General features: G+C 68.9%; 17 protein-coding genes and 1 tRNA gene. 6 read left to right on the plus strand and 12 right to left on the minus strand.

Going from position 1 to position 25,932, the window contains the following annotated elements; all coding sequences use genetic code 11:
* Nucleotides 1-2: 2 nt before the first annotated feature.
* Nucleotides 3-2,420, minus strand: coding sequence for a penicillin-binding protein 1B (mrcB, locus tag IB227_RS10755; protein ID WP_132865315.1), 2,418 nt, complete (start codon nucleotides 2,418-2,420; stop codon nucleotides 3-5).
* A gap of 96 nt (nucleotides 2,421-2,516) precedes the next feature.
* Between mrcB and IB227_RS10760 the strand changes: the two genes are divergently transcribed.
* Nucleotides 2,517-4,616, plus strand: coding sequence for a glycosyltransferase (locus IB227_RS10760; RefSeq protein WP_192287412.1), 2,100 nt, complete (start codon nucleotides 2,517-2,519; stop codon nucleotides 4,614-4,616).
* 16 nt (nucleotides 4,617-4,632) lie between these two features.
* On the opposite strand, the gene IB227_RS10765 is transcribed toward IB227_RS10760, so the two are convergent.
* Together IB227_RS10765 and IB227_RS10770 are read right to left on the minus strand one after the other, a co-directional pair.
* On the minus strand, nucleotides 4,633-6,186 hold the full coding sequence (locus IB227_RS10765; protein WP_225591795.1) for a hypothetical protein: 1,554 nt from the start codon (nucleotides 6,184-6,186) through the stop codon (nucleotides 4,633-4,635).
* 103 nt (nucleotides 6,187-6,289) lie between these two features.
* Nucleotides 6,290-8,449: a bifunctional (p)ppGpp synthetase/guanosine-3',5'-bis(diphosphate) 3'-pyrophosphohydrolase gene (locus tag IB227_RS10770; RefSeq protein WP_192287413.1), complete on the minus strand. Its 2,160-nt coding sequence runs from the start codon at nucleotides 8,447-8,449 to the stop codon at nucleotides 6,290-6,292.
* A gap of 62 nt (nucleotides 8,450-8,511) precedes the next feature.
* Here IB227_RS10770 and IB227_RS10775 point away from each other — a divergent pair, with 62 nt between their 5' ends.
* A complete protein-coding gene (locus IB227_RS10775; RefSeq protein ID WP_192287414.1) occupies nucleotides 8,512-9,036 on the plus strand; it encodes a hypothetical protein in 525 nt (174 codons plus the stop codon).
* 41 nt (nucleotides 9,037-9,077) lie between these two features.
* Nucleotides 9,078-9,620, plus strand: a complete 543-nt coding sequence (locus IB227_RS10780; protein ID WP_192287415.1) for a DUF4124 domain-containing protein — start codon at nucleotides 9,078-9,080, stop codon at nucleotides 9,618-9,620.
* 4 nt (nucleotides 9,621-9,624) lie between these two features.
* Here the strand turns inward: IB227_RS10780 and hrpA are convergent, their stop codons facing one another.
* Complete coding sequence (hrpA, locus tag IB227_RS10785) at nucleotides 9,625-13,839, minus strand: ATP-dependent RNA helicase HrpA (RefSeq protein WP_192287416.1); 4,215 nt, start codon at nucleotides 13,837-13,839, stop codon at nucleotides 9,625-9,627.
* A gap of 88 nt (nucleotides 13,840-13,927) precedes the next feature.
* Here hrpA and IB227_RS10790 point away from each other — a divergent pair, with 88 nt between their 5' ends.
* Both IB227_RS10790 and recQ read left to right on the plus strand, forming a co-directional pair.
* Nucleotides 13,928-14,476: a Dps family protein gene (locus IB227_RS10790; RefSeq protein ID WP_132865321.1), complete on the plus strand. Its 549-nt coding sequence runs from the start codon at nucleotides 13,928-13,930 to the stop codon at nucleotides 14,474-14,476.
* 316 nt (nucleotides 14,477-14,792) lie between these two features.
* Nucleotides 14,793-16,595, plus strand: coding sequence for a DNA helicase RecQ (recQ, locus tag IB227_RS10795; protein WP_192287417.1), 1,803 nt, complete (start codon nucleotides 14,793-14,795; stop codon nucleotides 16,593-16,595).
* Between the two features lie 4 nt (nucleotides 16,596-16,599).
* On the opposite strand, the gene IB227_RS10800 is transcribed toward recQ, so the two are convergent.
* Together IB227_RS10800 and IB227_RS10805 are read right to left on the minus strand one after the other, a co-directional pair.
* Nucleotides 16,600-19,344, minus strand: coding sequence for a serine/threonine-protein kinase (locus tag IB227_RS10800; protein ID WP_192287418.1), 2,745 nt, complete (start codon nucleotides 19,342-19,344; stop codon nucleotides 16,600-16,602).
* A 22-nt stretch (nucleotides 19,345-19,366) separates the two neighbouring features.
* The gene (locus IB227_RS10805) at nucleotides 19,367-19,918 is read right to left on the minus strand and encodes an ECF-type sigma factor (RefSeq protein WP_165931196.1); all 552 of its coding nucleotides are present in this window, start codon (nucleotides 19,916-19,918) and stop codon (nucleotides 19,367-19,369) included.
* Between the two features lie 292 nt (nucleotides 19,919-20,210).
* Here IB227_RS10805 and IB227_RS10810 point away from each other — a divergent pair, with 292 nt between their 5' ends.
* Complete coding sequence (locus IB227_RS10810) at nucleotides 20,211-21,284, plus strand: DUF5694 domain-containing protein (protein WP_192287419.1); 1,074 nt, start codon at nucleotides 20,211-20,213, stop codon at nucleotides 21,282-21,284.
* A 177-nt stretch (nucleotides 21,285-21,461) separates the two neighbouring features.
* Here IB227_RS10810 and IB227_RS10815 read toward each other — a convergent pair.
* From IB227_RS10815 to tolB, 6 genes are all read right to left on the minus strand, one after another.
* Nucleotides 21,462-21,537 (minus strand) — tRNA-Lys (locus IB227_RS10815).
* Between the two features lie 61 nt (nucleotides 21,538-21,598).
* Nucleotides 21,599-22,267, minus strand: coding sequence for a 7-cyano-7-deazaguanine synthase QueC (gene queC, locus IB227_RS10820; RefSeq protein WP_192287420.1), 669 nt, complete (start codon nucleotides 22,265-22,267; stop codon nucleotides 21,599-21,601).
* Between the two features lie 76 nt (nucleotides 22,268-22,343).
* Complete coding sequence (gene queE, locus IB227_RS10825) at nucleotides 22,344-23,033, minus strand: 7-carboxy-7-deazaguanine synthase QueE (protein WP_132865326.1); 690 nt, start codon at nucleotides 23,031-23,033, stop codon at nucleotides 22,344-22,346.
* A 41-nt stretch (nucleotides 23,034-23,074) separates the two neighbouring features.
* Nucleotides 23,075-23,890, minus strand: coding sequence for a tol-pal system protein YbgF (gene ybgF / locus IB227_RS10830; RefSeq protein WP_192287421.1), 816 nt, complete (start codon nucleotides 23,888-23,890; stop codon nucleotides 23,075-23,077).
* A 3-nt stretch (nucleotides 23,891-23,893) separates the two neighbouring features.
* Nucleotides 23,894-24,412 (minus strand): peptidoglycan-associated lipoprotein Pal, encoded by a 519-nt coding sequence (gene pal / locus IB227_RS10835; protein ID WP_132865328.1) that lies wholly within the window; start codon nucleotides 24,410-24,412, stop codon nucleotides 23,894-23,896.
* Nucleotides 24,413-24,475: 63 nt separating this feature from the next.
* A complete protein-coding gene (gene tolB / locus IB227_RS10840) occupies nucleotides 24,476-25,795 on the minus strand; it encodes a Tol-Pal system beta propeller repeat protein TolB (protein ID WP_192287422.1) in 1,320 nt (439 codons plus the stop codon).
* Nucleotides 25,796-25,932 lie beyond the last annotated feature (137 nt).

Genomic DNA, 25,932 nt, shown 5'->3' on the forward strand with positions numbered 1-25,932 from the left:
CATTATCGCGCAGGCGTCTCGGAAGCGGGCGTGGAGGCCGGTTCAGGCGCCTTGCGGTCCAGCCCGAACCAGCTGCGCCAGCCACCGCCTTCGCTGCCACCCTCGCCGGCATCCGGCACGGCCTCGGCCGGCGGGCTGCACGGCGCATACGCCGGCGCGAAGCCGACCACGAACGGGAAGCGGCGCGCGCCCGGGCAACCTTCGTCGGTGGCGTTGTTGCCGTTGGCATCCACGTACTGCCAGTCCAGCCCCTTGTTGTTCACGCGCAGCGGCTTGCTCGGCAGGTTGCGGAAGATGCCCGACCACACCCGCATCGCGCCGGAGGCACCGAACAGGCCGGTCTGTTCGTTCTGGTCGTTGCCCATCCAGATCACCGCCAGGTGGTCGCCGGTGTAGCCGGCGTACCAGCTGTCGCGGCCATCGTTGGAGGTGCCGGTCTTGCCGGCCGCCTGCAGGTGCGACAGGCCCTCGGCGTTGAGCCGGGCGGCGGTGCCGCTGGCCACCACCTGCTGCAGGCCCACGCTGATCAGGTTGGCGGCGATGGAATCGCCCTCCTGCGCCGGCGCCGGGCTCTTGTCGTAGCGCTTGAGCAGCTTGCCCTGCGCATCGACCACGCCACGCACCGCGTGCAGCGGCTGGATTTCACCACCGGAGGCCAGGAACTGGTACAGCTGGGTCATGCCGTACGGGCTCTGGTCGGTCGAGCCCAGGATCACCGCCGGGTTGGCCTCGGCCTTGAGCCCGGCCAGCACGTTGATCAGGTGGGTCAGCCGCTCCGGGCCGACCTGCATGCCCACGCGCACCGTGGCCTGGTTGTAGGAGCGCGCCAGTGCATCGATCAGCCGGACCGTGCCGTGGCTGCGGTTGTCGGCGTTGCCCGGGGTCCAGTTGCGGCCCCGGCTGAGGTTGACCGTCACCGGCGTGTCCTCGACCCAGGTCGCCAGCGAGAAGCGGTCCGGCTGGGCCAGCGCCAGCAGGTAGACGAACGGCTTGAGCAGCGAGCCGACCGGGCGCTGCGCCTCGATGGCGCGGTTGAAGCCCGGCTCGGACACGTCGCGGCTGCCCACCACCGCCAGCACGTCGCCGTTGTGCACGTCGGTCAGCACCAGCCCGGTCTGCAGTTCGGGGCGGCGCTTGTTCTCCAGTGCCTTGATGGTGTGCTGCACCGCCCCTTCGGCGTAGGCCTGGGCGGACGGCGACATGCCGGTGAACACGTTCAGGCCGGCGCCCTGCAGCACGCTTTCCGGGTAGTCGTTGCCCAGCTGGCGGCGCACCAGGTCGATGTAGGCCGGGAAGCGGTTGGCCGCGGCGATGCCCGGCGTCTTGGACACGCCCAGCGGTGCCTTCAGTGCGCGCTGGTACTCGGCATCGTCGATCAGCTTGTTCTCGTGCAGCTTGCCGAGCACGAAGTTGCGGCGGTCCAGCGCGTTGTCCGGGTTGCGCCGCGGGTCGTAGTACGACGGCCCCTTGACCAGGCCGATCAACAACGCCACCTGCTCGGTGGTCAGCGAATTGAGGTCGCGCCCGAACCAGAACTCCGCGCCCGACGCCACGCCGTGGATGGCCTGCTTGCCACGCTGGCCCAGGTAGACCTGGTTGAGGTAGGCCTCCAGGATGGTGGCCTTGTCGTAGCGCGCCTCCATGATCAGCGCGTACAGCACTTCGTTGAACTTGCGGGTCAGCGTCTGTTCCTTGCCGATCCCGAGCAGGCCACTGCGCGCCAGCTGCTGGGTCAGCGTGCTGGCGCCCTGGCGGGTTTCACCGCCCGAACGCACGGCCACCCACACCGCGCGCACGATGCCGCTGATGTCGATGCCGTGGTGATGGGCGAAGTCCTTGTCTTCCACCGCCTGCAGGCCGGTGACCAGCAGCTCGGGGGTCTCGGAGATCCGCACCAGGCGGCGCTCCTCCTGCTTCTGGCCATAGAGCGTGGCGATGCGCGCCGGGTCCAGCCGCGCCGCCTTCAGCCCCTTGCGGTCGGCCGCGTCACGCAGCGAAGCCACCTGCCCGCCAGACACCACCACCTCGACCTGGCGCGGCGCGATCCGGCCATCCACGTCGATGTAACCGCGGCTGGAAATGCGGAAGCTGCCGCCCTGCACGCGGTAGGTGCCGGGGCTGCTGCCGGTGCCGTCATCACGGTAGCCGGAGGCCGCCAGCTCGGTCTTGAGCGTGGCCGCGTTCATCGCCACGCCCGGGCTGAGCACCAACGGCCGCGCGTAGACACGGGTCGGGATCTGCCAGCGCAGTTCACCGAAACGCTGGGTGACCTGGTTGTTCAGGTAGATCGTGTAGGGGATCAGGAAGCCCAATCCCAGTGCGACGGCGGCCATGCCCCAGGTGATCAGGCGGCTACGCCACGGCGGACTGCTGTCGTCGGTATCGTCGTCGAACTCGTCGGAATCGTAGCGTGGCGGCACGGGGATGCGAGAATGTGAGTTGCAATGAGTCTAACGCAGCCATGCCCCGGGGCGCGGTCGCGGGCCCTTCCCTGCTTAAGCTGGAGTTCCACCGGAATGTCGATGTCGCTGGCCGATGCGCGCTACCACCTCAAACGCATCGTCGGCCTGATCCGCCGCGGGCTGGCCAGCCTGCGTACCCGCGGCTGGCGCGCCACCCTGCACCGGGTCGGCGTGCATACCCGCCGCCAGCCGCCGCCGCAGCGCGCGCCCCTGTTCTTCCCGGAAGCCGCTCCGTTCGCACCGTTCAGCGCGCCGGCCAGCGAACAGCCGCGCGCCAGCATCGTGATCCCGGTCTACAACCACTGCGCCCACACCCTGGCCTGCCTGCGCGCGCTGGCCGCGCATCCGCCGGCGGCCAGCTGCGAGATCCTGGTGGTCGACGACGGCAGCAGCGACGAGACCGCCACCTGGATGCCGCAGGTGCAGGGCCTGCGCTACCACCTGCGTGAACGCAACGGCGGCTTCATCGCCGCCTGTAACGACGGGCTGCGCCTGAGTCGCGGCGACTACGTGGTGCTGCTCAACAACGACACCGTTCCCCAGCCCGGCTGGCTGGATGCGCTGCTGGATACCTTCGCCCGGGTTCCCGAAGCCGGCCTGGTCGGCGCGCAGCTGCTGTACCCCGATGGCCGCCTGCAGGAGTCCGGTGGCGTGGTGTTCGACGACGGCAGCTGCTGGAGCTACGGCCGCTTCGAATCGCCGGAAGATCCCCGCTACGCCAGCCTGCGCGACGCCGACTACTGCTCCGGGGCGGCGCTGGCGGTGCCGCGCGCGCTGTTCGAACAGCTTGGCGGGCTGGATACCCGCTACGCGCCGGCGTACTACGAGGACACCGACCTGGCCTTCAAGGTGCGCGCCGCCGGCCGGCGCGTGCTGGTCCAGCCGGCCAGCCGCGTGGTGCACGACGAAGGCACCAGCAATGGCACCGACACCGGCAGCGGGGTCAAGGCCTACCAGGTACGCAACCAGCAGGTGTTCGCCGACAAGTGGCGCGATGCCCTGCGCCGGCAGCTGCCGGTCGGCAGCGTGCCCGGCCCGGCGCTGCTGCACCGGGACCAGCGCCAGATCCTGGTCCTGGACGAATCCATGCCGCACCCGGACCGTGACTCAGCGTCACTGCGCCAGGTCAACCTGATCCGCATGCTGCTCGCGCAGGGCGCGCACGTGGTGTTCGTGCCCACCCGCGGCGAGCATGCCGGCGGCGCCACCGAAGCCTTGCAGGCGATGGGCGTGGAAGTCTGGCACGCACCGTTCCTGGGCGGCATCGGCAGTTGGCTGCGCGACAACGGCAAGCGCTTCGCGGTGGTGATGATGGTGCGCTACCACGTCGCCAACGAGTGCCTGGCGCTGGTCCGCGAATTCGCGCCGCAGGCGCGCACCGTGTTCGATACCGTCGACCTGCACTACCTGCGCGAGCGCCGCGGCGCCGAAGTGGCCGGCGACGCCAGCCTGCTGCGTGGCGCCGAGCGTACCCGCGCCAGCGAGCTGGCGATCATGGCCGCCACCGACATCACCCTGTTGGTCAGTGCCGCCGAACAGGAGCAGCTGCGCGTGGACGCGCCGCAGGTCCGGGTCGAACTGGTGTCCAACCTGCATGAAGTGGCCGGCCACGGCCTGCCCTACGCGCAGCGCCACGGCCTGGTGTTCGTCGGTGGCTTCCGCCACCCGCCGAACCTGGACGCGATGCAGTGGTTCATCGGCGAGGTGTTCCCGCGGATCCGCGTACAGCTGCCCGATGTCCGCTTCCACTGCATCGGTGCGGACGTGCCCGAGGCCATCCAGGCGCTGGCCGCCGCCTGCCCCGGCGTGATCGTGCACGGCTACGTACCGGACGTGGTGCCGTACATGGAACAGGCCCGCCTCGCGGTGGCACCGCTGCGCTATGGCGCCGGGGTCAAGGGCAAGGTCAACCTGAGCATGGCCCACGGCCAGCCGGTGGTCGCCACCAGTTGCGGCGTGGAGGGTATGTTCCTGCGCGATGGCCAGGACGTGCGCGTGGCCGATGAGGCGCAGGCCTTCGCCGATGCGGTGGTGCAGCTGTATGCCGATCCGGTGCTGTGGCAGCGCCTGTCCGACAACGGCCTGCACAACATCGCCCGGCACTTCTCCATGGAGGCCGCCCAGGCGGCGGTCACGCGGGTGTTCTTCGACTGACGCCGCCCGGCGCGGCTCAGGGCCCCGGACCGGCCGAGCGCACGCGTTCGGCGAACGCGTGGATTTCCGGCGTGCCCGGGTCGATCTGGCGTGCCTGCTGCAGGGCCTGCGCGGCGAACGCGGTGTCGCCCATGCCCAGCCGCTCGCTGCCAACGGCCAGCCAGCGCTGGGCCAGGCGCCGATGCGCGGGGGCCAGCGCCGGGTCGCTCGGCGCCAACGCCTGCCAGGCATCCAGGCAGGTGCGCGCGGCACGCAGGCGATTGCCGCGCAGGTTGTCTTCCATGCACTGCCGGGCCGCCGGCTGGATCCGGGCAGCGGCGCGTCGCACCCGCGCATCCTGCGGCGCCAGCGCCTGCGCTGCCTTGAACCGGTCATAGGCGCTGCTGCCCGGTGGCAACAGCCACTGCTCGCGCGCCTCGGCTTCCTGCAACTGCGCGAGCAGGCGTTTCAGGCGTCGCTCGCGCTCGGTGTTGGACAAGGGGGTTTCCATCGACTGGCGTGCGTCGCGCGCGCGCTGCACCGCCTGCTCTGCGGCGGCCACCTCGGTGCTGTCCGGGGCCAGCGCGCGGGCCTGCGCCAGCGCCGCCTCGGCCTGCTCGAAGTGGAAGTCGGAGGCCAGGCGCGTGGCCTCCTGTGCCTGTGCCACGGCGATGCGCTGCAGGCCACGACGCGCGGCCGCGTCCTCGCCCACCGCCAGCACCTTCTGGAACGATTCGGCAGCCTGCGCCAACCGTCCACGCGCCAGTTCGCGCTCGCCCTGCCGGGCGCGCTGTTCCAACGCCGCATTGAGCGCCGCCTTGGCCGCCGGCAGTTCGGCATGGCCGGGGTCATAACGCTCCACCCGCTGCAGCAGCGCCGCCGCGTCGGCCAGCCGTCCTTCGTTGGCATCACCCGAGGCCCGTGCCAACAGGTCGGACAACGCGTCGTCGCGTCCTTCCAGCGCCTGCATGCGGTCCGGCTGCACCGCCAGCACGCGCTGGTACAGTGGCAGCGCGCTGTCCGGCCCGTCGTCCAGGCTGCCAGCCAGGTGCGCGGCCTCCGCATCGCGCAGCAACTGCTCCACGCCGTCCTGCTCGCGGCTGCCATGCTGCAGCGCGCGCTCGATCTGCTCGATCTCGGCCGAAGGCGCCTGCAGTTGCCGTGCCAGCTCCAGCGACGTACGTGCCGCGGCCAACTGGCCGGCACCCATCTGCCGGCGTGCCTGCGCCAACGCCGCCTGGCCGGTCTGCACCAAGGCGTCCTGCACGTCGCGCCGGTCCGGGTCCAGGGCCGCCGCCGCGGCGAACAGTTCGCGGGCCCCATCACCATCCGGGGCGGTCAGCCGCCCCTGTGCCAGGGCACGGCGACCGTCATCGAGCAACTGCTGGATGCGTGTTTCCGGCCAGAACCAATCGGCCAACGGCTGTCGCAGCAGGGTCAACAGCAACGCCAACGCCGCCACGCCCAGGCCGATCGAGCGCCACGCACGCGGACTGTTCCAGCCACGCGCGACCCACCAACGGCCATACAGCCGCAGCGTGTCGCCGAGCGTTTCCAGTCCCTGCCTGCAGCGGTGCCGCCAATTCTCCATGCGTTCCAGCATACCTGTCGGGGCATGACGGCCATCCTGCCGTGCCCTGCCGTGTTTCCCCGTGAGGCGCGCACCTGCCCGCTGCCGGACAGGGCGCGCGGCATCATCCCAAGCGGCGCACGTCGTCCACGCCCGGCAGTGCATCCAGCTTGCCCAGCAAGGTGGAGAGCTGGCCGTAGTCGCTGACCTTAAGGCGCAGGCGCAACTGCACCCGGCCACTTTCGCGCAGGTTGTCGCTGTTGATCTCGGTGACGTAGGCGTCTTCCTGGGCGATCAGGTTGGTGATGTCCTTGAGCAGCCAGCGCCGGTCGACCGCACGCACCATCACGTCCACCTCGTAGCCGGAGCCGGTGCGCCCCCACTCCACCGGCAGCACCCGCTCCGGGTGCGCGGCGGCAAGCCGGGCCAGCGCGACGCAGTCGGCCCGGTGCACGGTGACGCCGCGGGTGCGGGTGATGTAGCCCTGGATCGGTTCGCCGGCCACCGGCTGGCAGCAGCGCGCCAGCTGCACCAGCAGGTTGCCCACGCCCTGCACGGTGAAATCGGACTTGCCGGTGCTGCCGCGTCGCGCGGTGGGACGCGGCAACGGCGGCGGCGCGGCCGGTGCCTGCGCCGCTTTCTCCGCTTCCAGCAGCGCGCGGCTGACCTGGTTGGGGCCGGTGTCGCCGAGCGCGACCTGGATGTACAGGTCATCCACGCTCTCGGCGTGGAAGCGCCGCACCACGGTCGCCAGGTCGGCCTGCTGCAGGCCGAGCCGCTTGAGTTCGCGGTCCAGCAGGTCGCGGCCGGCCTGCACGTTGCGCGCACGGTCCAGCTTGTGGAACCACGAGCGCACCTTCTCGCGCGAGCGGTTGCTGGCCAGGAAGCCGTTGGCCGGCAACAGCCAGTCGCGACGGGGATCGGCCTCCTTGCCGGTCAGGATCTCGACCCGATCGCCACTGCGCAGGTGGTAGGTCAACGGCACGATGCGGCCGTTGATCTTCGCCCCGCGGCAACGGTGCCCGACCATCGTGTGCACGTGGTAGGCGAAGTCCAGCGGCGTCGCCCCGGCCGGCAGGTCCATCACCTCGCCCTTGGGGCTCAGTGCGTAGACGCGGTCCTCGACCAGTTCGGCATCCAGCGCGCCGGCCAGGTCCTCCGGCGCGGCCGGGTCCTGGGCCTGCTCCAGCAGCTGGCGCATCCAGGTGATCTTGCGGTCGAACGCCTTCTCCGCGCCCTTGCCGCCCTCCTTGTACTTCCAGTGCGCGGCCACGCCCAGTTCGGCCTGGGCATGCATTTCATGGGTACGGATCTGGACTTCGATCGTGCGCCCCTCCGGACCGATCACCGCGGTATGCAGCGAGCGGTAGTCGTTGGCCTTGGGCCGGGCGATGTAGTCGTCGAACTCGCTGGGGATGGGCGTCCACAGCGCATGCACCACGCCCAGCGTGGCGTAGCAGGCGGCCACGTCGTCGACCATCACCCGCACCGCGCGCAGGTCGTAGAGCTGCTCGAAGGCCAGGTGCTTCTTCTGCATCTTCCGCCAGATGCTGTAGATGTGCTTCGGGCGGCCACTGACCTCGGCGGGGATGCCCTGTTCGGCCAGGGCACCGGACAGCTTGCGCTTCACCGCCTCGACGTAGCGCTCGCGCGCGATGCGCGTCTCGTCCACTTCGCGGGCGATGTGGCGGTAGGTTTCCGGGTCCAGGAAGCGGAACGCCAGGTCTTCCAGTTCCCACTTCAACTGCCAGATGCCCAACCGGTTGGCCAGCGGCGCATGGATGTCGCGGGTCAGCTGGGCCAGTGCGCGGCGCTGTTCGTCGGTCAGCTTGTCGGCCGCGCGCATGCAGGCCAGCTGCCGCGACAGCAGGATCGGCACCACGCGCAGGTCGTGGATGATCGACAGCAGCAGGCGGCGCAGGCCCTCGGAGTTGCGCCCGGCGTCGCGCCCGGCATGCAGCGCCCACACCTGGTCGGCGGCGTCCTGGCCATCAAGCAGGCCGGCGACCGCCGCGGCCATGCCGCCCAGCGGCAACTCGGCCACCCGCACGCGCAGGCCCGGCAGGTCGAACAGCAGCGCGGCGATGATCACGCTCTCGTCGGCGGACAGCAGCGCCAGGGAATCCAGGGTGTCGGCCAACACCGGCCAGGGCAGGCGCGGCGCGTGCGCCACGTCGGGCTGCTGCCAGCACGACAACAGGGCCTGCCGCAGCGGTTCGGACAGGGCGCGGGTGGAAGGACGCTGCAGCAGCGTATCCAGGCCAGGGGAGGAAGAACGGTTCACAGCAGTCAATTGCAGGTGGATGCCCCTACACTAGCGCCCAACTGCCGCCGGGAACAACGTTCATGAAGCTGCCTCGCCTTGCCGTCCTCGCCGCCTTCACCGCACTTTCACTGTCGCCGCTGCTGCCGGCCCATGCCCAGCGCGTGGTCCATGGCGACCTGCAGCAGCAGATGTCGCCCGCCGAGTTCAAGGCCGCCGGCCTGGACAAGCTCAATGCCGAGGAGCTGGCGGCATTGAACAACTGGTTGCAGGGCAAGGTGGAACAGGCCGCCAGCGTTGCCAGCGCCGCGGTGGAACAGGCCCGCGAGGAAGGCCGCCAGGAAGTGATCGTGAAGAACCGCGGCTTCTTCGATTTCGGTAGCCGCGACCCGATCGTGGCCAAGCTGGAAGGCGAATTCCGTGGCTTCGGCAAGGGCCGCCAGTACACCCTCGACAACGGCCAGGTCTGGGAGCAGACCGACGAGGCCAGCGTCTCCGGCGTACGCCGTGACATGCCCACGGTGGAGATCACCCCCGGGCTGATGAACGTCTGGTACCTGCGCGTGGAAGGTCTGAACACCCGCGCCAAGGTCCGCCGGACCAAGTGACCGACGCCGCGGCACCGCCCCTCCCAGCGACCCCACCTGCCATGCCCAACACGATCCTGCTGCCCCTGTTGCTGTTGCTGTTGCTTCCTGCCGGCGCGCATGCGCAGGTCTACAAATGCAAGGGCAAATCGGGGGAGACGATGTACTCCGAGCATCCCTGCGACGCCCGCGCCGAGCCGATGAAGCTGCGCGAGGACCGCCTCGCGTCGACGGCTGCCGGCACCGGTACCGAGCCATCCGGCCAGCCCCCGACGGAGGCCGCGCCGGCGGCGACCGCCGATACCGGCACCAGCGCCGATGGGGAGGCCAACCGCGCCGCCGAACGTGCCTGCATCGCCACGGCCACGGCATCGATCTACGGTTCGTCCAACGACCGCGTCGGCACCCTGCAGCAGCAGATGGCCATGCTCAACGACCAGCTGGCCGCGGCCACCACCGCCGAGCGCAGCCAGGCCCTGCGCGGGCGCATGGCCACGTTCCGCCAGGCCATCACCCGCGAACACGCCAACGCACAGAGCCAACTCAACACCGCGCGCCGCGCCTGCGCCGAGCAGCACCGCCCGGCGGCGGTGCCGGCCCGCTGAGGGGTCAGCCGCGCAACGCGGCGACCCGCTGCGCCAGCTTCTTGGCGGAGATCCCCGAGCGGAAGCCCAGTTCCTGCGCGAACAGCGATACCCGCAGCTCCTCGATGTCCCAGCGCAACGCCGCCCATTCGGCACGCGCGGCGCGGCCCTGCAACCGCGCCTCATCCAGCGCGTCGACGAACGGCTTGAGCTCCAGCATGCGCGCCTGGTCACGCGGCGGGTCACGCTTGGCGCGTTCGGCGCGCAGCAGCATGGCCTTGAGGTAACGCGGGAACTGGGCCAGCGCATCGGCCGGCGTTTCGCGCAGGAAGCCGGCATGCACCAGCCCTGCCAACTGCGCCTCCATGTCGTCCAGGTTGCCGCGCGCCCAGCCCATCAGCGGTGCTTCCAGCTGTGGCTTGAGCTCACCGACCAGGCCCAGGATGGTCTCGGCCAGCTTGAGCCGTGTCATCGCCTCGCCGAACAACTGCTTGCCGGCCTCGCTGCGGCGCTGCTCGAACGCCTCCGGTGTGCGGATCCCGGCCAGGCCATCGGCCAGTACCGCGTTCATCGCCGCATCCACCAGGTCGCCGCGCAGGCGCTCCTGCGACTCGATGGCCGCGTACAACAGGCCGGTCTTGGGCGAGACCGGCAATTGCTTGCGGGCCTGCTTGACCTTGTCGGCCAGGCCGATTTCCAGCAGCCGGCGTACACCCAGCGGATGCGCCAGCGCCGCCTCGTTGCGGTCGGCGAAGATGCGCAGCGCGGCGGCATCACCGGTGTCCACCAACGCCGGATAGGCGGGCACGCCGGCCTCGCCCGGGACCTGTTCGGGGATGGCCGTGGCGGGGAACTCGCGTAGTCCCTCGGCCGCCAGCGCCTGCCCGGCACGCGCGGCAAAGGCATTGCCGGCACGTTCGCCGAAGCGCGCACGCAGCGCCTCCAGGTCGCGCGACATGGCCAGCAGCCTGGCTCCCTTCCCGTTCGCCGAGACCTCCTTGCCCGGTGCATTGCCCCCGCCCGGTTCAGCGCCGCGCGACGGCGCCGCCTCGAACAGGCGCAGGTTCATCCGCAAGTGCGGCTCCAGGGCATCCACCTCGAAATCGGTGGCCGCCACCGTCGCCCCGGTGGTCTTGCTCAGGAAGCGCGCCAGCTCGCCACGGATGTCATCGGCCGAAGGCTGTGGCCAGGCCTCGAAGAAGGCCCGGCCGAAGTCCGGCGCCGGCACGTAGTTGCGGCGCATCGCCTTGGGCAAGGCACGGATCATGGCACTGGCCTTGTCGGCGACGAAGCCCGGTGCCAGCCACGACAGCCGCGCCGGGTCCAGCGCATTGAGCAGGTGCAATGGCACGTCCAGGGTCACGCCGTCATCCTCGGCACCGGGCTCGAAGCGGTAATGCATCGCCAGCCGTGCGTCGCCCAGCGCGAAGTACTTCGGGTAGCGGTCTTCCTCGCTGCCTTCGCCCGGCAGCAGGTCGGTCAACGACCACTGCAGCGTGCGACGCTGCTCCGGCGGCAACGCCTGCCACCAGCCGTCGAGCAGGCTGGCCGAGTGGATATGCGACGGCACCCGGTCCAGGTACCAGCGTGCCTGCCAGTCCTCGTCGGCGACGATGCCGGCACGGCGCAGCTTGGCTTCTTCCTCGCGCGCCTGCTCCAGCACCTTCTGGTTGGCGGCGACGAAGCCGGCGCGCGTGTTGATCTCGCCGGTCACCAGCGCCTGCCGCACGAAGATGTCGTGCGCCTCGCCCGGGTTGATCTTGCCGTAATGCACGGGCTTCTTCGGTGCCAGCACCAGGCCGAACAGGCTGATCTGCTCCGACGCCAGCACCTGTCCCTGCGCGCGCGACCAATGCGGATCGAAGTGCTTGCGCGCCAGCAGGTGGGGAATCTCGGCGATCACCCAGTCCGGCTCGATCGACGCATTGGTCAGGCCCCACACGCGCTGGGTGTCGAGCAGCGTGGCACTGAGCACCCACGGCGGCGGCCGCTTGGCCAGCGCCGACCCCGGGAACAGGTGGAAACGGCGCTGTCGTGGCGCCTGGAAATCGCCCTTGTCGGTGCGATGCCCGACCTGGGTCGGCAGGCCGGCCAGGATCGCGCGGTGCAGGGCTTGGTAGGCCGCCACGCGCACCTTCTCGGGGATGCTGGCACCCGGGTCCGGCGACGCGACGTTCACCTTGCCCTGCGGCCCGGCACTGCCCTTGCCGGCAATGACCGGCGTCGATGTGCCTTCGCGCGCCAGCCGGGCAGCCTTGTGCAGCTCACCACGGGTAGCCTTGCGCTTGGCCTCGGCATCGCCGCCGGCCGGCACCGCGACCGGTGCGGCCAGCAGCGCCCTGCCAAAGGCATCGCCCTCGTTGACCGACCAACCGAGCTCCTCGCACAGCAGGCGCAGTTGGCGGTGCAGCTCGCGCCATTCGCGCATGCGCAGGAAGCCCAGGAAATGCCGTCCGCACCAGTCGCGCAGCTTGGACTGGGTGAGATCTTCATGTGCGATGCGATAGGCCTCCCACAGGCGCAGGATGCCGATGAACTCCGAACGGCCGTCGGCGAACTGCGCATGCGCGTTGTCGGCCGCCTCGCGGGCTTCCGGCGGACGCTCGCGCGGGTCCTGGATGCCCAGGAAGGCGGCGATCACCAGCATCTCGCGCAGGCAACCGCCCTTCTGTGCGGCCACCAGCATGCGCGCCAGCTTCACATCCACCGGCAGGCGGGCCATCTGCCGGCCAATCGCGGTCAGCTTGCGCTCCGCATCGATGGCGCCCAGCTCGGCCAGCTGTTGCCAGCCGTCGGCCACCGCGCGCTCGTCGGGGGCTTCCAGGAACGGGAATTCATCGATCTGACCCAGACCCAGCTGCAACATGCGCAGGATCACGCCGGCCAGCGAGGAGCGCCGGATCTCCGGATCGGTGAACTCCGCGCGCGACTGGAAATCGGCTTCGGAATACAGCCGGTAACAGATGCCCTCGGAGATACGGCCGCAGCGGCCCTTGCGCTGGTTGGCGCTGGCCTGCGACACCGGCTCGATGTGCAGGCGGTCCAGCTTCTGGCGCGGGCTGTAACGCTTGACGCGGGCAAGGCCGGGGTCGATCACGTAGCGGATGCGCGGCACCGTCAGCGAGGTCTCGGCCACGTTGGTGGTCAGCACGATGCGGCGCTTCGGGCCCGGGTTGAACACCCGGTCCTGGTCCTTGGCCGAGAGCCGCGCATACAGCGGCAGCACTTCGGTCTCGCGGTACTTGCGGCGCTCCAGCGCCTGGTGCGCGTCACGGATCTCGCGCTCGCCGGGCAGGAACACCAGCACGTCGCCACGCGCGTCGCTGCGGGTGATCTCGTCCACCGCCGCGACGATGGCATCGTTGACCGACACCGGGTCCGAATCCGCGTCCTCACGGCGGCCACGCGTGCCGGCCGGGCGCGTTTCCTCGCCGTTGGCCGCCACCTCGTCCAGCGCGCGGTAGCGCACTTCCACCGGGTAGGTCCGGCCCTCGACGTTGACCACCGGTGCATCGTCGAAGTGGCGCGAGAAACGCTCGGTGTCGATGGTGGCCGAGGTGACGATCAGCTTCAGGTCCGGGCGCTTGCACAGCAGCTGCTTCAGGTAGCCCAGCAGGAAATCGATGTTGAGGCTGCGTTCGTGCGCCTCGTCGATGATCAGCGTGTCGTAGCGCGACAGCCAGCGGTCGGAGGCGATCTCGGCCAGCAGGATGCCGTCGGTCATGAACTTGATGCGGCTGTCCTCACCGACCTTGTCGGTGAAGCGCACCTGGTAACCCACCACCGAACCCAGCTCGGTCTGCAGTTCCTCGGCCACGCGCGCGGCCACCGCCCGGGCGGCGATGCGGCGTGGCTGGGTGCAACCGATCATGCCAGCCTGGCCACGGCCGGCGGCCAGACACAGCTTCGGCAGCTGGGTGGTCTTGCCCGAACCGGTTTCACCGGCGATCACCACCACCTGGTGCGCGCGGATCAGCGCGGTGATCCGGTCGGCTTCACGCGCGATTGGCAGCGCATCGTCCATGGTGATGGAAACCGGCTGCGCGGCCCGCTGCCTGCGCTGCGCCTGCGAGCGCTCCAACAGCTGCAACAGCGCCTGCTCGGCGGCCGCATCGGCCGGCTTGCCCTGCCAGCGTGACCACAGGCCCAGCAGGCGGCCGCGGTCGCGGCTCATCGCCCCGTCAATGGCCTTGCGGGCGTCGCGCAGGCGGATGGCAGTCTGATTTTCGATAGCGCTCATCAATCGTTCAACGTGAAAACTTGAAATACCGGTACGGTTACCGGAGCGGTATTGTGAAGCCATTCAACCCGCCAAGGAGTAAAGCGTCATGGCCAAAACCAAGCACAGCAGCAAATCCGAAGCCGGCAAGAAGAAGCTCGCCGCGGCCGCACCGTCGGCCCCGGGGGTGGATATCGGGATCAAGGACAGCGATCGCAAGAAGGTGGCCGACGGCCTTTCACACTTCCTGGCCGATGCCTACACCCTGTACCTGAAGACCCACAACTTCCACTGGAACGTCACCGGGTCGATGTTCAACTCGCTGCACAACATGTTCATGGACCAGTACACCGAGCAATGGAACGCGTTGGACGAGATCGCCGAGCGCATCCGCGCGCTGGGCTTCAACGCACCCGGTTCCTACCGTGAATTCGTGACCCTGACCTCCATCGCCGAGGAGCCCGGCCTGACCGATGCCCCGGATTGGCGCGAAATGGTCCAGCAGCTGGTCTCCGGCAACGAAGCGGTCTGCCGCACCGCGCGCAAGGTACTGGAACAGGCCGGCAAGGCCAATGACGCACCCAGCGAGGACCTGCTGACCCAGCGCCTGCAGATCCACGAAAAGTACGCCTGGATGCTGCGTTCACTGCTGCAGTAAGCGTTGCAGGGCTGCCTCCCCTCGCGTGGACGAGGCAGGTTCGAGCCGGGGAAGCAGCGCTTACCCCATCCCGGCCCTCCCCTTCGCTGCGCGAAAGGGAGGGGGAAGAGCGGGTTCGCTGCGTTCGGCGATTTCGCTGGCTTCTGCCAGGTTGCGTGAACACCCCCTCCCTTTCGCGCAGCGAAGGGGAGGACCGGGGTGGGGTGCTGCCTGCGCACCGCCGCCAACCGCCCTACGCGCCCCGGCATCGTCTCCCCTGCGCGAAAGCCGCATAACCGACACCCGGCCAGTCCTCGCCAGCAGGTAAACTAGCGCGATGCCCCAAAGTCACGCGCAAGAACTGCTTTCCAGCGTTTTCGGTTACGACAGTTTCCGCGGCGACCAGCAGGCCATCGTCGAACATGTTGCCAGCGGCAATGACGCGCTGGTGCTGATGCCCACCGGCGGCGGCAAATCCCTCTGTTACCAGATCCCGGCATTGCTGCGTGATGGCTGCGGCATCGTCATTTCACCCCTGATCGCGCTGATGCAGGACCAGGTGGAAGCGCTGCGCCAGGCCGGCGTGCGTGCCGAGTTCCTGAACTCCACGCTGGATGCAGAGACGGCCGCACGGGTCGAGCGCGAACTGCTCGACGGCGAGCTGGAGCTGCTCTACGTCGCCCCCGAACGGCTGCTCACCGGCCGCTTCCTGTCGCTGCTGGGGCGCAGCCGGGTCGCCCTGTTCGCCATCGACGAGGCCCATTGCGTGTCGCAATGGGGCCATGACTTCCGCCCGGAATACCGGCAGCTGACCGTGCTGCACGAGCGTTGGCCGCAGGTGCCGCGCATCGCGCTGACCGCCACCGCTGACCCGCCGACCCAGCGCGAGATCGCCGAACGCCTGGACCTGGCGCAGGCGCGCCACTTCGTCAGTTCCTTCGACCGTCCCAACATCCGCTACACCGTGGTGCAGAAGGACAACGCCAAGCGCCAGCTGCTGGATTTCCTGAAGGCGCACCGCGGCGAAGCCGGCATCGTCTACTGCATGTCCCGGCGCAAGGTCGAGGAAACCGCGCAGTTCCTGTGCAACGAAGGCCTGCAGGCCCTGCCCTACCACGCCGGCATGCCGGCGGAAGTGCGTGCGGCCAACCAGCGCCGCTTCCTGCACGAGGACGGCATCGTGATGTGCGCCACCATCGCCTTCGGCATGGGCATCGACAAGCCGGACGTGCGCTTCGTCGCGCATACCGACCTGCCCAAGTCGATGGAAGGCTATTACCAGGAGACCGGCCGCGCCGGCCGTGACGGTGAGGCCGCCGAGGCGTGGCTGTGCTACGGGCTCGGCGACGTGGTACTGCTCAAGCAGATGATCGAGCAATCCGAGGCCAGCGAGGAGCGCAAGCAGCTCGAGCGCGCCAAGCTCGACCACCTGCTCGGCTACTGCGAATCCATGCAGTGCCGCCGCCAGGTGCTGCTGGCCGGTTTCGGCGAGACCTACCCCAAGCCCTGCGGCAACTGCGACAACTGCCTGACCCCGCCGGCTGCATGGGATGCCACCGTGCCGGCGCAGAAGGCATTGAGCTGCGTGTACCGCAGCGGCCAGCGCTTCGGCGTGGGCCACCTGATCGACATCCTGCGCGGCAGCGACAACGAGCGCATGCGCCAGCTCGGCCACGACAAGCTCAGCACCTACGGGATCGGCAGCGACCTGGATGCGCGCAGCTGGCGCAGCGTGTTCCGCCAGCTGGTCGCGGCCAGCCTGCTGGAAGTCGACCCGGAGGCGCACGGCGGGCTGCGCCTGACCGACGCCAGCCGCGACGTGCTCAAGGGCCGTCGCCAGCTGATGATGCGCCGTGAGAGCCCGGTGGCGCGCGAACGCGAACGTGGCGGCCAGCGCAGCGGCCTGCCGGTGCAGGCCGGGGACCTGGCCCTGTTCAATGCCCTGCGCGGGCTGCGCGCGGAACTGGCGCGCGAGCAGAACGTGCCGGCCTTCGTCATCTTCCACGACAGCACGCTGCGCAACATCGCCGAGCAACGGCCGACCAGCATCGACGCGCTGGGCCGGGTCGGCGGCATCGGTGGCAGCAAGCTGGCCCGTTATGGCCAGCGGTTGGTGGACATCGTGCGCGAGCAGGGCTGAGCCGTCAGCCGCGTCCACCGCGGGCCAGCAACAGCAGCCCTTCGACCTTGCGCCGGTCCGGCGAACCATCGACCTGCATGCGGCTCAGCACCGGGGCCACCTTGTCCAGCTCGGCCAGCGCCTTGCCGGCATGGCCGAACTGCAGCTGCGTTTCCGCCAGTGCGATGCGGTTCTGCAGGGTCTCCATCTTGTCCTGGCCGTACACGCTGATCGACAGTCCCAACGCCGCGTCACGCAGGGCCAGCGCGGATTTCCCTTCACCGCGCCGCGCGGCCAGGTCCGCGCGCACCTGCAGCAACTGCAGCGACAGCGTCGGCGTTGCCTGCGCGCCAATGGGCTCCAGCAACGCGTTGGCCTGCTCCAGTTCGTTCTGGCGGACATGCCAGGCGATGCGGTACAGCCGCACTTCCTGCCGCCCGGGTGCATCGGCCGGCAGCGCGGCGGCCATCCCAAGGTCGGCGTGCTTGAGGTGGGTTCCGGCCGCTTCCATCCGCCCCTGCCGCATCAGCAACCGCCCCAGCCCGCTTTCGGCGCGCATCGTCACCGGCGCCTGCGCCCCGAGCTGGTCGCGGCGGATTTCCCAGGCGCGTTGATACATCTGCTCCGCCGCATCCAGGTCACCGCGCTGCTCGTGCAGGGTGCCGTAGTTGAACAATCCCATCGAGTAGCGCACCGACGCTTCGCCATCGATGATCGCGCTCAGCCGTTGCCGTGCCCGGAACTGCTCCTCGGCCGCGGTGAAGTTGCCCATGTCCTGGTACAGGTCGGCCAGGGCCTCGTGCTGCACCAGCACGAAGCTGTTCTCGGCGCCATACAGTGCGATGGCCTGCTGCATGCCGGCCTGCAGCAATGGCAGTGCCTGCGCGTAGTCGCCCTGCTCGCGCAAGATCTGCGCCAGCCGGGTTTCCGCGGCCAGCGCCAGGCTGGTGCGCCGGCCGTGCAGGCTGTCGATCACCTGCCGGAAGTGACGCGCGGCGTCCTGCGTGCGTCCCCAGCGCAGGTACATCAGGCCGGTGTTGTAGACCAGCTCGTGCAGCTGCGCCTCGTCATCGGTGCCGGACAGCCCCGCATAGGCCGCGCGCGCCTGCTTGAACGCCACCTCCGCACGGTCGAACAACTGCTGGTTGGTATAGGCCAACGCACGCGCCGCCAGCAGGCGTGCCTTCACTTCCGACGTCGCCGCGCCATCGACCAGCGCCAGGCCGCGCTCGGCCAGTTGCTGCCCCTTGGCACCGTCACCTTCACCCGTCTTCAGCGTGGACAGGCTGGCCAGCACCGACGCGGCATCCTCGCGGCGGTTCACATCCGTGCGCATGAACCCTTCGTACGCCCGCTGCAGCAACCGCTCCGCCTGCAGCGGCACCCCCGAGTTCTGGTAGGCCGCACCCAGCACCGCCTGCATCCGCGCACGCTCCACCGGCGCCTCGCGCAGCTCGTTGTCCACCTGCAATGCCGCACGATCCAGCAGCTGGCGTGCGGTCAGTTCCTCCTCCCCCCGCTCGGTGCGCAGGAACGGGTCGGCCGTCTCGAACACGCCCACCATGAACTTGCTGACCTGGCGGGCGACGGCTGCCTCCTCCTGCGCCTGCCGGCGTGTCTGCACCAGGCCGATCACGAACGCCAGCAGCAGCACCAGCAAGCCGCTGGCCGCTGCCACGCCCTGCCAGTTGCGGCGCAACGCCTTGCGCACGCGGTACAGGCGATCAGCACGACGGGCCTGCAGTGGCTGCTGTTCCAGGTAGCGACGCACATCGCCCATCAACGCCTCGGCGGTACGGTAGCGCTCGCCGACATCCAGCGCGCAGGCACGCCGGACGATGGCATCCAGGTCACCGCGCAGGCGCCGGCGCCACGGCAACTCCGCCGGCGCATGCTCGCTGGGCAATGGCACCGGCACGTCCACGTCACCGGGCTCGCGCAGGCAGGGCCGGGTCGATACCAGCTCCAGCAGCATCACGCCCAGGCTGTACACATCACCGGCGGCACCGACCATTTGCCCGCGGATCAACTCCGGGCTGGCATACGACGGCGTGCAATAGCCCGAATCCCGCTCCTGGCGCACCTCGCTGAGCATCCGCGCCAGGCCGAAATCCAGCAGCACCGGCTGCCCGTCGCCCTGCACCAGCACGTTGCTCGGCTTGAGGTCGCAATGCAGCACCAGCCGTTCGTGCGCGGACTGCACGATGCCGCAGATGTCCAGGAACAGCGCCAGCCGCGCAGGGAGGTCCAGTTGCTGTTCGCTGCACCATTGGTCCACCGGCTTGCCGTCGATGTACTCCATCACCAGGTACGGATGGCCATCGGGCGTGGTGCCGCCGTCGTACAGCCGCGCCACGTGCGCCAACTGCAGGTCGGCCAGCACCTGCCGCTCGATCGCCAGCCGCTCCACTTCCATGCCGCCGGGCAAGCCGTGCAGCAGCTTGATCGCGACCACCCGCTGGTACACGCCGTCGGCACGCTCGGCCTTGAACACCGTGCCCATGCCCCCCTGGGCGACGCGCTCGATCAGCCGCCACGGTCCCAGCCGGTCACCGATGCCGAACTCCGGGGCCATCGCCCGGGCCAGCGCGATGTCCAGGCGGTTGCTGACCCGGCTGAGCCCCACCGTCTGCGCACCCAGCAGCTGCAGCACCTCCTCCCGCACCTGCGGGTCATCGCAACGCTCGGCCAACGCGGCGGGCCACTGCTCACGCGGCAGCTCACACACCGCATCGAACAGTTCCCGTACCCGCTGCCAGTGCTCCTTCACCCTGCCCCCGGCGTGCGCGGTTTCAGCGCAGTTCCCGGTTCAACCACGCCCGCGCGAAACGCAGGTCGCGGTCCACCGTCGGCACCGAGACATCCAACACCAATGCGATCTCGTCCCGGCTCATGCCGCCGAAATAGGTCAGCTCGATGGTGCTGGCCGCACGCGGCTCCAGCTCGGCCAGTTTGTTCAGCGCCTGGTGCAGGGCCAGCACGTCATGGCCGATGGTGTCCTCATCGCTCATGTCCTGCGCATGCGAAAGCGTGAGCTGCTCGGCGTTGCCACCGCGCTTGTCGGCAGAGCGCGCGCGCAGGTGGTCGACCAGCACCGAGCGCATCTTCAGCGCGGCAATAGCGATGAAATGGGTACGGTCCTGGTAGTCGGCGTCGCTGCCAAGCAGGCGCATCAGTGACTCGTTGACCAGCGCGGCCGGTTGCAGCGTGCCGTTGGTCTGGTTGGACAGGCGGCTGCGCGCGATCTGCATCAGGTCCGCATACAGCGCCTGGAACAGGTGCTCACGCGCATCCAGGTCGCCTTCGCGCCAGCGATGCAGCAATAGCGTGATCTGTCTGTCCAAACGTGCCCCCGGGCCGCCATCGGTGTCGCCATCCGCCTGCCGTGGGCGCCGGATGCCAAGCCGCATGGTAGGCCGAGCGCCCATCCACTGCCAGCCATCGCCGGCATGGCGATGGCGCGCGTCGTCCCCCAGCGGCAGGTGAGGCCGGCATCCTGCGCTGTCCGTCGATGACCTTGGGCACCGTGAAACATGGCCATTGACAGCCCCTCGGGCAGACAGGAATCCTCGCCAGCTTGCGCCGAGCTGGCGCTTCAACGGCAAAACCACCATGGGCCAGGGAGTGATACAGGGAATGTTGGGACGAAACCTACTGATCGGGACGGCGCTGGCCGGATGCCTGCTGGCAGGCGCAGCACAGGCGCAGGGCTTTGAACCGCGCGCACACAAGGGGCCCCGGCACGGGGTGCCGAACGAGGTCGCGGTACTGGGTACCGCCCATCTGGCAGGGCTGCCGGACACGTTCGACCCCGCATCGCTCGCCGGCCTGCTCGACCGCTTGGCCAACTGGCAGCCACGGGCCATCGCCATCGAGGCCGTCTCGGGCCTGCAGTGCGACATGCTGAGCCGCCAGCCCTCCCGCTACGCGCTGACGATGCACGACTATTGCCCTGATGTCTCGGCCGCGGCCAAGGCCACCGGGCTCGACATACCGGCCGCGAACGCGGCGGCGGAAACCCTGCTGGCCACATGGCCCGCGCAGCCCACGGCAATGCAGCGCCGCCGCTTGGCGGCCACGTTCCTGGCTGCCGGCGAGCGCGATTCCGCGCTCGTCCAGTGGCTGCGGCTTCCCGCCGCCGAACGGCACGCCGGCGACGGCCTGGACGAGGAACTGGTGAACGCACTGGAAGCCCTGCGTGCCAGCCGCAATGAAAACACGGTCATTGCCGCCACACTCGCCGCACGCCTGGGCCACGAGCGGCTCTGGCCGATGGATGACCACAGTTCCGACCGCTACGGGCCCGATCCCAAGGCCTATGCGGCAGCCATCCGCAAGGCCTGGGACAACCCCGCCAACGCGCGCCGGTCGGCGATGTTCGGGGGCATCGAAGCGCAGATCGACACACCGGAAAAGGCGCTGGCGCTGTATCGCCACTACAACGGTCCGGAGATGGCGCCGATCGCCTTCGAGGGCGACTACGGCGCTGCCCTGGAGGAACCCTCGCCGCAAGGCTATGGCCGCCTCTACGTGACCTCGTGGGAAACCCGCAACCTGCGCATGGCGGCCAACATCCGCGACCTGATGGGACCGACGCCGGGCATGCGCACGCTGGTGATCGTCGGCGCCTCGCACAAGGCCTACCTGGACACCTACCTGGACCAGATGCACGACGTGCGCATCGTCGATGTGCCGACGCTGCTGAAGTAACCGCGCATCCAACGCCGCCTCACCGCCGGGATGGCGGACAGGTGGGCAGGTACCGAACGGAAAAGGCACCGCCATGCGGTGCCTTTTCCGTAACCCGAACGAATTCACCTGCCGAGCAGCGTTCATTCAGCGGCCCACAAAAAAGGGCTCCGGAATCTCCGGAACCCTTGGCAATGCTGGTGGGCCGTGAAGGATTCGAACCTTCGACCAAAAGATTAAAAGTCTTCTGCTCTACCGACTGAGCTAACGGCCCAAACAAAGACCCGGCCGTAGCCGGGGTGCGCATTCTAGCGCAAGAAGCAGCAAACCGGAAATCAGGCGTAGTGCGTGGGATCGGCCAGGCCGGCGGCGGCGAAGCCGTCCGCACGCAGGCGGCAGGCGTCGCAATGGCCGCAGGCTCGGCCGTTCATGTCGGCCTGGTAGCAGGACACGGTCAGCCCGAAGTCCACGCCCAGGCGCTGTCCTTCGGCGGCGATCTGCGCCTTGCTCAGGTACTGAAGCGGCGCGTGCACGACGATGCCCGCCCCTTCCACGCCGGCCTTGGTGGCCAGGTTGGCAAGCGCCTGGAAGGCGTCCACGAACTCGGGCCGGCAGTCCGGGTAGCCGGAGTAATCCACGGCGTTCACGCCGCAGAAGATGTCGTTGGCGCCCAGCACCTCGGCCCAGCCAAGCGCCAGCGACAGCATGATGGTGTTGCGCGCCGGCACGTAGGTCACCGGGATGCCGGCACCGCCGGCCTCGGGGACGTCGATGTCGTCGGTCAGCGCCGAACCGCCGATGCTGCGCAGGTCGACGTCGACCACCTTGTGCCCGGCCACGCCCAGCGCGGCCGAGACCCGCTTGGCCGCTTCCAGTTCCGAGGTATGCCGCTGGCCATAGCGCACGCTCAGCGCGTACACCTCGAAGCCCTGTTCCTTGGCGATGGCGACGACGGCGGCCGAGTCCATGCCGCCGGAAAGAAGCACGACTGCTTTCTTCTTCATGTGTTGATCCGGTTGGGGGAGGAATGCCAGCACGCTGTCCCGCGCCGGGGTTGAAGCCATGAACGACGTGCGGGCCTCAGCGCCCGGGCTCGTCGTTCCAGAGGATCTTGTGCAACTGCATCTGGAAACGCACCGGCAGGCGGTCGGCGACGATCCAGTCGGCCAGCTCGCGGGCGCTGACCTGCGACTTGCTGGGCGAGAAGAACACCGTGCAGCGCGCCGGCAGGCCATGCTCGGCCACCATCGCACGCGCCCATTCGTAGTCGCCGCGGCTGCAGATCACGAACTTGAGCTGGTCGCGCGCGGTCAGCAGCGGCAGGTTTTCCAGCCGGTTGCGCGCCACCTCGCCCGAATCCGGGGTCTTCAGGTCGACCACGCGCGACACCCGCGCATCCACCGCGGCGATGTCCAGCGCGCCGGAGGTTTCCAGCGAGACATCCAGCCCGGCGTCGCACAGCTTCTGCAGCAGGATCAGGCAGCGCTTCTGCGCCAGCGGCTCGCCGCCGGTCACGCAGACGTGGCGCACGCCCTGCTGGAGCACCTCGGCGACGATGGCGTCGATGTCCCACCACTCGCCGCCATGGAAGGCGTATTCGGTGTCGCAGTACAGGCAGCGCAGTGGGCAGCCGGTCAGGCGCACGAACACCGTCGGCCAGCCGGCGGTATCGGCTTCGCCCTGGAGGGACAGGAAGATTTCAGTGATCTTCAATCGCGGCAACGGCGACTGCACGATCTCGCTGGGGACAGCGGCGGCGGGAGAATTCATGGCTGCTCAACCGCCCCGCGATGACGCGGTGGCGGCTCCAATCAACGCAGTTGCTGGCCGAGCCGGATCGACTGCAGACGATCCTGGGCGGTGCGGGCCGCATCACTGCCGGGAAAACGGGAAATCACCTGCTCCAGCGTCTGCTGCGCCTGGGCGGCATTTCCCTGACCGTATTGCGAAAGACCCAGCTTCAGCAGGCCACCGGCGGCCTTGTCGTGGGTCGGATAGCGGGCCACGAGATCATTGAACTCGGACTCGGCCATCTTGAAATTGCGGGTGGCGTAATAGCTCTCGCCCAGCCAGTACAGCGCGTTGGGCGTGTAGGCCGCATTCGGGTACAGCTCCAGGAAGCTCTGGAACAGCTGCGCCGAATCGTCGTAGTTGCCGGCCTTCAGGGCATCGAATGCCACGTTGTAGGCGGCGCGCTCATCGCCTGCAGCCGCCAGGCTGCTGGCATCGCCGCGCACGGTCGGCGCACGTTCGCCGCCGGTTGCCGCTGCCGGTTTGGTGACCGGAGCGGCCGGGACTGCCGAGACCGGCTCCGCACCCGTGGCCGCCGGTGCACCGCCCTCAAGGCGGTTCAACCGACCATCGAGGTCGAGGTACTGGTCGCGGTTGCGCTGCTTCAGCTGTTCGTTCTCGTGCTGGAGCTGCTCGATCGTGCCCTGCAGTGCCTGCATCTCCGTGCGGAGCTGCTGCAGCTGGTTGAGCATGTCGGTGTTGGCCTGGCTGTTGTTGACCTGCTGCTCGAGCACGCCGACGCGGTCAGCCAGACTTGCACGCTGCGCGTACGCGGGCGCGGCAGCCACGAGGGCTGCCGCAACCGCGAGCATCAGTCGATTGATGCCGATACGCATCGATTACTGCGCGGTGTAGACGATTTCAACGCGACGGTTCTGCGACCAGCAGGACTCGTTCGACTCGGTGCAGACCGGACGCTCTTCACCGTAGGACACGACGGTCAGCTGCGAAGCCGAGCCACCGTTGGCCTGCAGCGCCGAGTTGACGGCGTTGCCACGACGCTCACCCAGGGCCTGGTTGTAGGCGCGGCTGCCGCGTTCGTCGGTGTTGCCCTGCAGGGTGATGCGCGAGGACGGACGGTCACGCAGGTACTTGGCGTGGCAAGCCATGATCTGCTGGAACTCCGACTTCACTTCTTCCTTGTCCAGGTCGAAGTAGACAACGCGCTGACGCAGGCAGGCATCGGTGTCCAGATCGCCCGGGCCGTACAGGCCGGAGGTGGACGGAGCGGTCGGCTGGGTCACACCCGCGCCGTTGTCGACCGGCGGAGCCGGCTGTTCCTTGACCTTCTTCGAGCAGCCGGCAAGCGCGGCTACGGACAGCAGCGAAACGAGCAAAACGCGAGTGGACTTGTTCATGGCGATACCTGGAGGCTCCTGGGCCAATGTTGGGTTTAATGCGAGTGGGATATTAACATTTTATCAACGGGCGGTGCGGTATGGCCCCCAAGCCGGCTCACGAACATCACCGTCGGCCAGGACCAGCCGCTGGCGGACGCGGCCGTCAGCGGACACCTCGTACAGAACACCTCGGCCACCCTCACGGGCGGCGTACAGCACCATGCTCGCGTTGGGCGCGAAGCTGGGAGATTCATCCAGCGAGCCCACCGACAGCGTGCTCCAGCGCGCAGCGCCCAGGCTGCTGTCCATCAGGGCGATCTTGTAGCTGCTGCCACTGCCCTGGGCGGTGACGATCTTCTTGCCATCGTAGGACACGCTGGCCTTGGCGTTGTAGTTGCCCTGGAAGGTCACGCGGCTGGCGCTGCCGCCACTGGCCGAGACCTGGTAGATCTGCGGGCGGCCACCACGGTCGGAAGTGAAGTAGACCGAGCTGCCGTCGGCCGCCCAGGTCGGCTCGGTGTCGATGCCGAAATGGTTGGTGAGCTGGGTCAGCTGCTTGCTGCCCAGGTCCATCACGTAGATCTCCGGGTTGCCGCTGCGCGACAGCGACAGCGCCAGACGGCGGCCATCGGGGGAGAACGACGGGGCGCTGTTGATGCCGCGGAAGCTGGTCAGCAGCTCACGCGCACCGGTGGCGATGTCCTGCACGTAGATCGAGGAGTTGCCGCGCTCGAAGCTCACGTAGGCCAGCTTGCGGCCGTCCGGGCTCCAGCTCGGCGACAGCAGCGGCTCGGCCGAACGCACGATGGTCTGCGGGTTGAAGCCGTCCGAGTCGGCCACCATCAGCGCGTAGCGCATGTTCGCGCCGCTGCCGCTGGCGGTGATGTAGGCGATGCGGGTCCAGAACGCGCCGCGCACGCCGGTGATCTTCTCGTAGATGGCGTCGGCCATCTGGTGGGCGACGTCGCGCATGGCATTAGAACGGGCGGTCATCGCCAGGCCGAGCGTGCGCTCGCCCTTGGCCACGTCGAACAGCTCGTACTCCACGCGGTAGGCACCGGCGCCGGCGTCCAGCACGCGGCCGACCACCAGGTAGTCCTGCTTGAGCGCGCGCCAGGTCGGGTACTGGACTTCGCTGCCGCGGGTCGGGTGCTCCACGATCTGCGCCTCCGGCAGGCTGCGGAACTGGCCGGAGCGGTCCAGGTCGGCGCGCACCACGGCCGCGACGTCGGTCGACGGCGCGCCGGCCGTGCCCTGGTACGGCATCGGCACCACGGTGATCGGCGTGGCCGACGGATTGCCGCCGACGATATTGATTTCCAGTGCCCCCTGCTGGGCCATTGCCACGAACGGCAACAACAGGACAGTAAGGGCGACCAGCCAGCGTGAGGGTTTCTTCATGAGGCGCTCAGCAGTACGGAAAGGCAGGAGGGATAGCAGCAAGCGGATGAACAGTTTCGCAATCATTAACGAAGATAGTGTGAAGCGCCCTTGAATCTGAATGGCATGACGGTTTCATCCGAAATCATGCCCGGAAA

The sequence above is a fragment of the Stenotrophomonas sp. STM01 genome, assembly GCF_014852135.1.
GTDB classification, from domain to species: Bacteria; Pseudomonadota; Gammaproteobacteria; order Xanthomonadales; family Xanthomonadaceae; genus Stenotrophomonas; species Stenotrophomonas capsici.

Coding starts and splice junctions, on each gene's coding strand:
- IB227_RS10760 (WP_192287412.1), top strand. CDS start 2,517: ATGTCGATGTCGCTGGCCGATGCGCGCTACCACCTCAAACGCATCGTC.
- IB227_RS10765 (WP_225591795.1), bottom strand. CDS start 6,186: ATGGAGAATTGGCGGCACCGCTGCAGGCAGGGACTGGAAACGCTCGGC.
- IB227_RS10775 (WP_192287414.1), top strand. CDS start 8,512: ATGAAGCTGCCTCGCCTTGCCGTCCTCGCCGCCTTCACCGCACTTTCA.
- IB227_RS10780 (WP_192287415.1), top strand. CDS start 9,078: ATGCCCAACACGATCCTGCTGCCCCTGTTGCTGTTGCTGTTGCTTCCT.
- hrpA (WP_192287416.1), bottom strand. CDS start 13,839: ATGAGCGCTATCGAAAATCAGACTGCCATCCGCCTGCGCGACGCCCGC.
- IB227_RS10790 (WP_132865321.1), top strand. CDS start 13,928: ATGGCCAAAACCAAGCACAGCAGCAAATCCGAAGCCGGCAAGAAGAAG.
- recQ (WP_192287417.1), top strand. CDS start 14,793: ATGCCCCAAAGTCACGCGCAAGAACTGCTTTCCAGCGTTTTCGGTTAC.
- IB227_RS10810 (WP_192287419.1), top strand. CDS start 20,211: ATGTTGGGACGAAACCTACTGATCGGGACGGCGCTGGCCGGATGCCTG.
- queC (WP_192287420.1), bottom strand. CDS start 22,267: ATGAAGAAGAAAGCAGTCGTGCTTCTTTCCGGCGGCATGGACTCGGCC.
- queE (WP_132865326.1), bottom strand. CDS start 23,033: ATGAATTCTCCCGCCGCCGCTGTCCCCAGCGAGATCGTGCAGTCGCCG.
- ybgF (WP_192287421.1), bottom strand. CDS start 23,890: ATGCGTATCGGCATCAATCGACTGATGCTCGCGGTTGCGGCAGCCCTC.
- pal (WP_132865328.1), bottom strand. CDS start 24,412: ATGAACAAGTCCACTCGCGTTTTGCTCGTTTCGCTGCTGTCCGTAGCC.
- tolB (WP_192287422.1), bottom strand. CDS start 25,795: ATGAAGAAACCCTCACGCTGGCTGGTCGCCCTTACTGTCCTGTTGTTG.